Source organism: Clostridioides sp. LIBA-6622 (genome assembly GCF_056716095.1).
Map to the genome: position 1 here is coordinate 2,513,154 of NZ_CP196998.1, position 12,362 is coordinate 2,525,515.

General features: G+C 26.4%; 6 protein-coding genes. All 6 read right to left on the reverse strand.

All coding sequences use genetic code 11. The annotated features are described in order from the left end of the window. Window positions 1–6: 6 nt before the first annotated feature. The 6 genes from ACTG47_RS12000 to ACTG47_RS12025 all read right to left on the reverse strand — a co-directional run bounded on the left by ACTG47_RS12000 (window position 7) and on the right by ACTG47_RS12025 (window position 12,353). Complete coding sequence (locus ACTG47_RS12000; RefSeq protein ID WP_479924718.1) at window positions 7–885, reverse strand: hypothetical protein; 879 nt, start codon at window positions 883–885, stop codon at window positions 7–9. Window positions 886–892: 7 nt separating this feature from the next. Continuing rightward, on the reverse strand, window positions 893–1,378 hold the full coding sequence (locus tag ACTG47_RS12005) for a hypothetical protein (RefSeq protein WP_479924719.1): 486 nt from the start codon (window positions 1,376–1,378) through the stop codon (window positions 893–895). Window positions 1,379–1,386: 8 nt separating this feature from the next. Next, window positions 1,387–2,754, reverse strand: coding sequence for a hypothetical protein (locus ACTG47_RS12010; RefSeq protein ID WP_479924720.1), 1,368 nt, complete (start codon window positions 2,752–2,754; stop codon window positions 1,387–1,389). 189 nt (window positions 2,755–2,943) lie between these two features. Next, complete coding sequence (locus tag ACTG47_RS12015; protein ID WP_479924721.1) at window positions 2,944–5,160, reverse strand: hypothetical protein; 2,217 nt, start codon at window positions 5,158–5,160, stop codon at window positions 2,944–2,946. Between the two features lie 118 nt (window positions 5,161–5,278). Next, entirely contained in the window at window positions 5,279–8,956 is a 3,678-nt protein-coding gene (locus ACTG47_RS12020; protein WP_479924722.1) for a hypothetical protein, read from the reverse strand. 25 nt (window positions 8,957–8,981) lie between these two features. Next, a complete protein-coding gene (locus ACTG47_RS12025; protein ID WP_479924723.1) occupies window positions 8,982–12,353 on the reverse strand; it encodes an Ig-like domain-containing protein in 3,372 nt (1,123 codons plus the stop codon). Between the last annotated feature and the right edge of the window lie 9 nt (window positions 12,354–12,362).

The window sequence follows — 12,362 nt, forward strand, 5'->3', positions numbered from 1 at the left end:
GTATCACTATTTTTTCTTACTTATAACTTGCATCAAGACTTTTTCGACTTCTTTATCACTATTTTCATAATCATCATATATAAGATAAATATCTTCTTTTTTATCTCCTGATACAGTCTCATAAATATTTATAGTATCTAAAGTTCCTTCTTCACTATAATTAAGTAATACATCTTCAGTAGCATTACTTACTTTTATTAGCTTGTCATCACTTTTGGGGTCTCTTAATATAGTTGTTACATCATTTAAATCTGGATATTCAGTATTTGGAAGTCTTCCTAAGTCAGGATTAATTAAACCCATTTGTGCTTCTGTAAAATCATCATTATAGAGAAGGGCTATTGCATTAATTTCAGGTGATTCTCCTGCCAAATTTGACCATATCTTAGCTCTTATTTTTATAGTTTTAGGTATATCTTCCTCTTTTTGTATAGTATATGGTACAGTATTATTTGCTCTTATCTGAAATACTTCTTTTTTATCAGTTATTAGATAATATATAACTTCTGACCCATTTGGTATATACTGATCCACAAGCAGAAAAAAATTATTTAATGATGAACTTTTATGTTCATGAGTATAAATATCAACTGAATTATATTCTCCAAAACTACTATCTTCACTTAAAGATATACAAGTTTTATCAAAATTAAATTTTATATTTGCACTATTTAGGACATCAGAAAATTCCTTATTTTTAAATTCATTTATAAATAAGGAATTTGCATATCTATTATTATCGAAATTAAATAAAATTCTATCAAAAAATAAATTATCTGAATAGTAAGATATGTCATTTTTAGATGAATTTTTAACTATATCTTTATCGGTATATAGTTTATCTATTATATTTTTTCTTGAAATCTTAGCAAAATTTTCACTCATAGTTCACCTATAATATAGAGTGTTGCCCTGTCAAATATTGTTTATTAAAAACAGGTATTACACTATACTCACACTTATTTAAAGTTTTATGCACGTATTTTATCTTATCAACTTGATATTGTATTTCAACAAAGTCTGTAGGAGAAAGTTCTATATGAATATATAAAATTTTAAACTTAGAATTAAATGTATAACTATTTCTATCTAATTCTATATTATTTACACTAACTCGTATATATTTACTTCCTACTCCACTTATCTCCTTGGACACATACCACTTTTGATTTGAATTATACTCTAGCACTTTACTTTCATTTAATGGAACTTCAACCTTTGGATTTGGTATTTCTGCCAATAAATAATTTTTCCACTTCTCTCCTATTTTTTCCTTTACATATAATTTATAACTTAAACATTTTAAACTTTTTATCCTTGAAAAAGTTATTGTATTTTCTGTATATATTTTTGCAAGATTATTGATATTGTCATACATATGTACACCTATAATACAGCCACTACTGGGTCTGATATATTTCCTTTCTCATCATATAAATATATGGTGTAGTTATACTTATTTGAATAAAAGCAGTAATCCTTTATTGATAGAAGTGGATATCTAGAATTTAATACAACCATCTCAATTGTATCATTATCTTCTATATTATTTATATAGTCATTATAGTATTTACCGCCTTGTCTTATGTAGTTTTTAAATATTGTGGCATTTTTATCTTTCATATCAACTGGTTTTTTCTGCTCATCTACACTTAAAGTTGTTACATCTTTTCTGTAAATGAGCATTTTATCAATTAACATTTCAAATTTACCTTGAAATATTATTGGTTTACAATAGTCTGTTGATATGTTTTTGTATATGTTTTTCATCCTAAAAGTTCTAGATTTTCTATAAAATAATTCTCTTTTATCTTTATGCCATATATTTGGTAATTTCACATATCTTATTCCATCAGTTATTAAAGTGGAATCATCTGAATGTATCTCTTGACTAGTTATAGTATTTATTACTTTACTATATAAGTCATCATTATTGATATTTATATCTTTTGATACTTTTTCTCTCTTTATCTCTTGCCATTTGGTTATTTTAGTGTCATCCTCTTTTACTTCTAATACTTGAATTATTTCATCTGGACTTTCATGTAATTCACAAACTCCTACGTTTGATAGTTCTGAAATAAATCCATCTTGAAGTTTACTTATTACTCTGTACTCATATTTATTCTTTTGTTCTTCTTTTTTCTGGTAAAATAAGGTGTAGTTTTTACCTTCTATTGTAGATACTACTGGGTCAAATACTCCATGTGCATGTATATCTATATATGTAACTATATCTATAGAAAAATCTAAGGTAACTTTATTGTATTCAACATTGGATTTTTTTATTAGAAATCCATTATTATTTCTAATCTTTATTATATCGTCAATTTCATATTGTTCTGTTATAGTTCTATATGTCTCATATTCATTATAATCAGTTTTTTTCTTAAATAAAATTCTTGATATAGTTTGGTATGAACTTAATTGTATTTCTATTTTTTCTTGAGGTACTGAGGATAAATCATTTTTTAAATTTACAATTAATTTTTTAAACGGAATTACTATTTCAAATGGTAACGTAAATTCAGTATATCCATTATATCCTTTTGGAAAATCATTTCTACTAAGTAAAAAATCTTTGATGTTAGTCGATTCTATATCAGCATTTTCTTCTAATATTTCTATAATTGGGTCTTGATTATTTAGGTATTCTTCTATTTCTGTTTCTGATAAAATATTTTTAAATCTGTAAATATAGTGTACTAAATTTCCTTCTGTAGATTTACATATATTTATCTTGGGATGTTCCAAATAAGCTCACCTCTTTTCCATTTTATTTTTGTAAAATCACTTTCATTCTTAATATACCTTACTTATATCTGAATTTGTTCAATATTTTTCATTATATTAGTAATTTTCATATAAATAAAGAAAATACCTCATTCATAACTTCAAAAATTATGAATAAGATATTATTTTAAATAAATATATGACTAAGCACTATAAATACTTTGGAAGTAAAGTCCATTCAGTTATATATTTGCGTTTATAATTTTCATCTGCATTATTAGGTCGTTCTTCTAATATCCCATCACTTTTAGTACATGTATAAACTCCTAAAGGATATTTTTTATTAAGTGCATCTGCGTTTTTTTGAGGCTCATTTTTAATCCATATATCTCCTATTTTAGGTGGTTTAAATGGTTCACTAGTTGTAGGTGGAAAATAGCAAATATTTAGCTTTGGTCCTGGTTTTCCATCGCCATCACCAAATCTAATTCCATTGTTATAAAACCAAATACACCCTCCTCCTCCATCTTCTGGTCTGTATGAAAATATTTTTCTATTTTTGTTCTTATCATACAGACAAAAATGTTCTATATTTTCATCTCCTTCTATATTACTTCCATTTCCTGTATCCCCACGTAATGCCACTTTTCTTCTTTCATATTCATCAGATATAACTATATAAGAATCTTCCATAATAAGATTACCAGTCATGGTATCTCCACTTTTCTTTACATATCTACGTTTAATAGAATCGATTTCATTCTCTATATAAGTTACTCTTCTCTCAACATCATCAATATCATCCCTTAGTTCATCTAACTGTTCTTGAACATTGGCTCTTACCTCTTTAAGTTGAGCAAGTTCTCTAGTTGTAACTGAACTTTCACTAATACACTTATTTGTATCACTAACTAAAACTCTTGAGCCATTTCTTCTATAATCCGTATGCCTTTCCATATTATCATTTGAACAAAAAACATTTCCATTATCATCTGTCATAAGAATTTTTTTAGCATTATCATTTCCTTGAGCTATTACAACATAATAATCAAAAGTATCCCAAATTTCTTCTACCTCATTATCAATCTTATCTAATCTAGACTCATAATCATAATGTCTATGTCTAATATGAGAATATCTATTATCATAAATCGATTTTGGTTTTATAAAATGATTTGTCTCAGGAAGTCCAGATATTGTAAGTGGACTTTGATATTGATGAACTATACAAGAATTAGACATATATGGTTGTATATGTACTTCTGTTTTTTCATCTATAGCTAAATATAATTCAAACTTATGAGTAATTATTTCTACACCATCAACTGTTGTAGAGTCTGACTTCACATGATACAGTCTTAATACATCTATATCTTTTTGATAACTATCTCCTTCATGTTTATATGGTGGAAATTTTTCCGCTTTATAGTCATTTTTACTAGGATCTGGAGGAGTCTTATAACCACTTAAATCAAGAGGTCTTTCATGTGCATGATTTTCACTTGGTGGTGTCATACTTGAATACGTTGAAACACTTTCCTCTATATTTAACTTTTCTATAGTTGCTTTTTCTTTATCTTCTATATTGTTATTTAAATGATTCTTTACATCATTATTTTTGTGTGTTGTTATTCTATCTTCTTTTATTAAAGTTTCTTTAGAAGATAAATCTTCGTTTATAAATGGTAATTTTTCATCATGTAATGACACATAAAAAAACTTATTTGTACAAGTCCATCCATCCTTATTTTTGTTTGTAGGGTCTTCAAACAAACCAATATGAATATCCATAGTAGTTGGATTATTTCCTTTAAGAAGAGTTATGGAACCTCTAAATAGTGAGTTGTAAATTCCTTCTGTCATCATATCAGTATGGTCAAACTTCCCTATATTAGGCTTTGTGTAGTCTATGTAATCAGATGTAGATTTAACAAATTCATCAATATAATCTTCATTTTTCATTTTAGCTACCATGCTATTTGCAAATATACCTTGATATGGAAGTTTACCATCTGTAGAAAAATCAGGAGCATTTCCAACTCTTCTCGGAGTAAATGTAGCTATTTTGATATATCTTTTATTAGACACCATTACAGCATGTTTAAAATGGTTGTATCCTAATCTATCTTTAAAATCAATAGCATGATATCCATCTAGACAATCTGCATTTAATCCACTATTAGGTCCTTGATTTAACTCGCTCCAGACTTTTTTATCATTTAAAGTTAATTCACTTGTTATAATATTTAATCTTGGTTTATCTATCCACCAATCAAATTTAATATCATTTGCTCTAAAATTCATTTTTGCATACGAATATCCATCATTTAAGTCAGCATCTCCAAATGTAACTGATAACTTAACACCTTTGAAATCATGCAACTTCAATTCATTTGTAAGTAGTGTTGCTGAAGGTAAAACACCCAATAAAATCACCTCATTTAATCTAGTAGTATATTTTTAAAGTTATATTTACTGATATTCTAATTTATTTGTTTTTTAACGAGTTTCATTTAAATATATTTTTTATGAATCTTAAAATATGTTATACATTATAGTTCACATTTTCTATCCATATACTTGGTCTGATATGTTTTTGATTATCTATATTTTTACGGACTTCTATGCTAGTTTGAGGCAAATACTCATCTCCTATTACATCTACAAATTCAATAATAGGATAACTACCATATGCAGCCCATTTTTGAACAACATTTTTAATATCTACTTCAGAAAATCTTCCTCCATTTTTATGAAGTAACTTACTATCTATTCTTATTATAATTACAGAGTTTTCTTGATATGGTTTACCATCAAGTGTACCAATATCTAAATAATAATCGCTTTCAGGCTCTAAATCTCGACGAAGTCTATCTTCCATTTCTTTGATAATACCTCCACCTCTTAATCTAGTATCTATTAGATTTGTAGACTTTAGTGAAGTATGATGTCTTACAAAAATTCTACCTATATGTAAATCGAATGGTTCTAAAGCTTCTTGATTATCAAATTTATGATATACACAAAAATAGTTGTCTTTTAGAATATCACCTGTTCCTCTATCTATTATTCTCATTGGCTTTAAAAAGAAATGGATTGTTCGATTAAATAAATCATATGAGTTTCTCATTTCATTTATCTCATTTGAAGTGTCTGTATAAAAACTATACATATTTGGATTTAAATTTAAATCTATAATTTTACTATTTTTATCTTGATTTTTATAATATCCTCTATAATGAAGACTTTTTTCTTCATAGCTATAATCTACTAGTATTTTATCATTGTCACTTATTGAATCATTAATTTCTATAAATCCATACTTAAAATTAAATCCTTTTATTTCAAGTTCTTTTTTATTTTTATCACTCAATATCTTATAAACTCTTAAATTAGTTGGTTTCCAGCTATCATCTACTTTTATATACATTGGAGTATTCTTTACTTTAATAGTATTATTTCCAACAAAACTTCCCTTTTCTTCAGATATATCAATGTATGGCTTCCCATATTTTCCAAATATTTGTAAGTCGTATTCTGGTATAGAATATATAAGTTCTATTGTTTTATCAATTCTTTCATACTTTTTACTGAAATAAGCATATTTAATGGTTGGGAACCATCCTTTTAAAGGTTCTTTTTCTAGAGGTGTTCCTACAATAATTTGATTTATATTTCTACATATCACTGAATACCCCCTATAAACTTTTCCATTAGCTGACTTATATATAGAATCTTTATCTAAGGTTCTAGTATTTTTATTATTACCAATGATACTTGAATCTTGTTCTGGAAATCCAGTATCTTCATATGTTCTCCCATATATAAATCCATTTCCATCTGATGCTGTATATATCAAAGTTTTATCCTTTGAATACATGGTATTTAAATTTTGAATATTGTATTTAACTCTAAAGGTTGAATTTTCATTTATTTTGTCTCTATCTTCATCAGATGAATACTTCATGAATATATCTCTTGCTGTCATATATCCATTTGCATCCTTTTCAGATATAATCATATCTTCATTCTTAAAACTATCAAGTTCTGAATATAATACATATTTTTTATTTATTATTTCCTTTGTAATAGGTGCTATTTCTAAATCGTCAGCCATTATAATATATTCAATTTGTATTTTGACCCTTTTATCCTCTAGTATTTCATACTCAAACACTTCTATAGAAGACTTATTTGTTATACCTTGAAGTCTATTTACTTTATACGACTCTAAATCACAACATTGAACTGGGCTTATTTTTTCGAGTATACCTGCCTTAATTTCTAAAGGATTTGCACTATCTTTTCTATAGGCTTCTTCTGTCAATCCATCATACATAACATATATGGGATTTTCTATAGTTGGAATAAATGATGTATATATATACACATCATATATATTTTCATATTTAGTTTTTTCTATAAAAGCCTTATACTTAAATTTATTTTCATCTATTGGATAATTATTTCCTGAAACAAGGCTTATATTTTCTGAATTATACATACCGTTTATATCTAATCCAACACTATCATAAATTCTGTACTTTAACTTATACTTGTAATACAAAGGAACATTGTCCTTAAATTTATTTGTTATATAAAATAAATCATCGTCTACTAAATATTCTCCATTAATTCTATGTAAAAGACCACTTTCATCTGGGTACATTATTATTTCTCTTGCCTGCTCTGGATATAGATTTGATATCTCATCTTTTTTATTTACAACACCACTATACTTAGCTGACCCATTATATAATACTTTTAGTTTCCTAACTAAACCTTCATATCGTGTATATGCATTATAAGTTTTAGGATTATAATCAATCAATTCATTATCAGTTTCCACAAAATTTACAGCTTCGAATATAGAATTTGTCAAATTTAAAACACCATATTTGTCACCATCATTGTATATCTTATCTATAGGCACTCTTTTTGCCAATAACCCTTTAAGTTCCTCATGTTGAACTTTATGCTCTGGCTTTAAATCAGTGATAGTAGATTCATCCCACATAACAAAATCTCTATATAAAATTCCCCAATATCCTTCTAATTCTGTGCCTTTTTCACCATCGAATTCAATAGTTTCTGGAAAATACTCGTCATTTTTTGTATCTAAATTTCTTTTGTGAATCCAATCCTCAACAAAATGCAATGTAACATTATTTGTATTGGTTTCTATTACAGAAACCGTATCATCTAGTGATGCTGTTGTATTATAATAATAGGCTAAATTTACTGCTCCATTTGGAACATTTCTTCCAAGTTTAATGGATTTATTGCCTTTATTATCAAATTCCTTATGCACTTTTGTATTGGAGAATAAATCTCCATATATATATTCTTCTTTTTCCGAAATAGGTTCATATTTTGGTTCTTGTGGATAATCTATAATAGGTAATTTGAAATCAGGTGTACTTACATCAGGTCTTTGATTTACTATAATATCATCTTTGGGATTATATTCAATTGCAATTGTTCTTGCATGCCAAACTATATAAATAATTTCTCTTGTAGGTGAATCGATATTATATTCTTTATTTACAAAGTTTTTAAATATAATTTTTCCATATTCATCCCCTAAAAACTTCTTATTCTTTACAAATGATATATTTGCATTATCAATTACTTTTATACTTGCTCCATTATTTACTGTATCATTCTTAACTTTAGTCACCATCTCAACTTTACAATCATATAAAGGATATGGTATTTCAGTAAAATTATTTATAGCATCATTAGTTTCAACACACTTATCAATATTAAATTCTTTATCTGTTGAACTATAAACTACTGTAGTTGGCAATTCTATAGATTGGTCAACATTGCTTGATATATTTACATTTACTCTATCATCTTTTTCATCATCAAAATATATTTCTATAAATCTTTCTTTTGTATTTATAGGTACTATTTTAGGCTCAATTAAAATATCTATTGTTTGAATATATGTCATACCATTTTCTAATTTTACAATAAAATCAAAAGCGTCTTCCCCTATGTATAAATCATTTGCATAATAGTTAAAATAAATTATATTATTTGAAATACTAAAAGTAACGTCCCCAGCTAATTTTAAAAAAGTCTCTTCTTCAATAGACCCCTTTTTATATGCATCTCCTAAAAAATTTATTTGACTCTCTTTTATCAGAATAGCTCCTTGAAGGTTAGACCCATTGGTAATCTTATAATTTAATGTTTTCAGTTTATTAATATCCATAAAACATTCCCCTTTTGTGACTTATCTATATTTTTCTATTTACTATATTGATTTCATCTTTGGCATTTTCATTGGCAATTGCTTTTATAACATCTATGCAATTGCCTGTCCAACTTGTATAAATACATGCAATTATTCCATTGATATCAGTTCTATCATTTAATTTTTCTATTGTCCCAAGAGCAGACTCTATGTTTACAGAAGCACCTTCAATTGGATTATTATATTTATCTGTTACTGATATTAAGATATTTATATCATCTTTTCCATTTGCAAATATAAAGTTGTTTTCTGAGTATATCTTTAAAAAGTAAGGTTCTAAGGTATAGTCTGATATGTATATATATCCATTATATAGGGTATTGTAGATTGGATTTAATGATATATGCTTTAATTCTTTTAGTGAAGAGGTTTTATGAGTTTCAAAATAGACCTTCACCTTATTTGGGTATTTTTCTTCAAATTTATGTAATTTTATTTCAACTTCATCTTTTTCATAGTCATATAAAGCTATAAAAGAGTTCTTAATTTTGTACCTAACATTTATTATACTTCCCTTAGGGACTTCTTTTTCAAAAACTATAACATTATTTTCAATATTATAGTTTTTCATTGATATATCATTTATTGTAATCTCTACACTTGTCTCATCTATACCTATGTTTTGTAAGTATAAAGTTTTAAATCCTAGAGATTCAAATTTTTCTTCATTTTCAAGTGAATATTTCCCTGTTTTACTTATAAAAAATACTTGCGTATAGGGTTCCTCTATTCCAATTTCATATATAATAATAGGCGAATATTGTTGTGGTATAGGAGACATTCTTATAGTTTTAGTATATGGAACCTTAAATATTATTCCATCTTGATCTAATTCTGAGATAAAATCATTTTGAGATAAATATAATGATTGTGCATTTAATGGTTTTTTAGTTATTTTACCTTCACCATCATATAAAATATTATATTCTTCAGAATATACATCTACTTTGGCGAATTTTATACTTTGAATATTTTCTACTTTAAAATCATTTGCTTTTGCAACTGCATCTGCATATTCTTCAATATTTTTTATAATTGTATATGGTTGGGTATCATATGGTAGATTATATGATGTTATATTTTCATATTTAGATGAGTATTCTGTAGGATTGTAAGTGGCTTTAACTTGTATATTTCCTATTGCAGGTATAAAAGTCTCTAAATTCATTCCTGTATACTCATATCTCCCAACTTTTAGGTTTAAACTGTATAACTTTGCTCTCTCTTTTAAAACAATTTTAAATCTTACAAATCTCTTAACTTCAATCTTGGTATTATTTTCCACTTGAATCCATTTACCTGAATTTAGTTTTCCTTCTAGATTAGTCAATACATTATCATCCTGTATATAAAACTCTACTTTTCCATCAAACTTCATTGCTGGTATTACATATCTTAAATCCGCTGATTCTTCTGCTGTATCTCCTAAATCAATTATGTTAGTTATAGATACTGAAATAGAATTATCTGATAATGGCATCAATACTTCTTCTCTATAATAAAAATTGAAACTCAAGAAAGAGTCAATAAAATTTCTCCAATCGGATTCACATTCATAAATTAATTCTCGATGTTGTAGTTTAGGTATTTTAGACGGTTTGAGTACAAATCTTAATTTAAATACTTTACATAGTATTAAATTTTGAGGAATGGGTTTTCCATAAATCAATTTAACTGGTTGCATCCATTCTCCATAAATATCGTTATGACCTACATAATATACATTTACAGTACTGAATAGACTAGATTTTTGTATCCATGATATTTCCTGAATGGATGTAGGTTTTTTGCTAAATACAAAGGGTGTTGTCTCATAAATATATTCATCAAGAAAATCATAATAATAATCGTTATAACATTTTATTGGTTTTGGCCACAACATATTATCTTTATAGAAAAATTTTGAACTGTCAAGTAATAAGTCTTTTTTATTAGTTTTTCTAATATTATATCTTTCAAATTTTCCTTCTGGCTCTGATACATTCAATGTAACTTTTATTAATACTCTAAATTTATTAAAAACATCCTGTAATACTTTTTCTTGACCATTCATATTACATTTGTTATATAAATAATACTCCTCTTGATTATAATAGTAGTATCCATTATGTATACTTGGACACCAACGTGCTAAAGCATTTTGCAATGTTCTTAAGGACACAATTATAATATCATCAATATGCCCATATCTTATAGTAAGCACTTTGGGATAATCTAAAATCATCACATCACTTATACTAGCTTCCACTACAAGCTCAAACCTCTTATACTCAGTTAAATTTAAATTAAATTCTGTAAGACCATAGATATAAGTGTGTTTTCTATTATCATCAATTATGAATTCCCCTCTATCAACTTGACCTAAAAACTCTTTATATTCAGTTGAATCTGCAATTATAGAATCTGAATAAAATTTTATTTTATCCCCATTAATTAGAGTATAATTCTCTTCGTCTACTTGATTTTCAAATTCATATAAAACGTATGCTTCTTTTGGACTAAATTTTTCTATAACACAATAATATTTTCTATCATAAACATCAATAGAAGCTCCAAAAGCTGGAGCTGTATCTACCATATCTTTTTTGCCATTTTCTGATACCTGAAGGTCTCCATTTATAGCTCCAACAAGCGAATCATATTCTAATGGTGGAAATATCTCAATATATTCTTTTTCCCTTGTAACTTCTATAGCTTTTATACACACCTTATGGTCAAAATAACCATATTCACTAAATTCAACCTTATTATCAGTTTCATTATCTTCTAAAAAGTCTCTATATCCATGTGTATATGAATATATTCTTACAGGTCCTTTTATATCATAGACTTCTATATCAAATTTATATCTCTTTGAATAATCCTTATTTTTTAATTCTGGTATCAAACTATATAAATAAATATCTGCTACTTGAGTATACTCATCAAATATATAATTTAAAGTTAATTCAGATGTGTAAGTTGGTCCAAATGGCTCTCCTTCAATTTTTTCCCTAATTGAAGATACTTCTCTTGCACTTACTTTAACACTTACTTTAGAATCATAAGTTATATAATTAGTTTTTGCTTCCATTTTATATCTATAATAAAATTTTATAGTGTTGTATTTCACTTTGTTACTTGCTCTTATTCCATATATTTTATTTAACAGTTTAAATGTCTTTTTATATGTAGTATCTTCTGATTTATATAACTTACAATCATTATAATCTCCTATTCCAGATTGAAAAGCTTTCATTCTACTTGCTATATTAGTATTTATATGTGGAACCATTTCCACTCTTTTTGGCAATTCAAATTTAGTATGATTTGGTATTTCATTTTCTTTCATAATTACACTTTTTTCTTCTTCCATCTTTTCACC

What these genes read in the sequence shown, in the direction of transcription:
- ACTG47_RS12005 (WP_479924719.1), bottom strand. Translation starts at nt 1,378, where the DNA reads ATGTATGACAATATCAATAATCTTGCAAAAATATATACAGAAAATACA.
- ACTG47_RS12000 (WP_479924718.1), bottom strand. Translation starts at nt 885, where the DNA reads ATGAGTGAAAATTTTGCTAAGATTTCAAGAAAAAATATAATAGATAAA.
- ACTG47_RS12020 (WP_479924722.1), bottom strand. Translation starts at nt 8,956, where the DNA reads ATGGATATTAATAAACTGAAAACATTAAATTATAAGATTACCAATGGG.
- ACTG47_RS12025 (WP_479924723.1), bottom strand. Translation starts at nt 12,353, where the DNA reads ATGGAAGAAGAAAAAAGTGTAATTATGAAAGAAAATGAAATACCAAAT.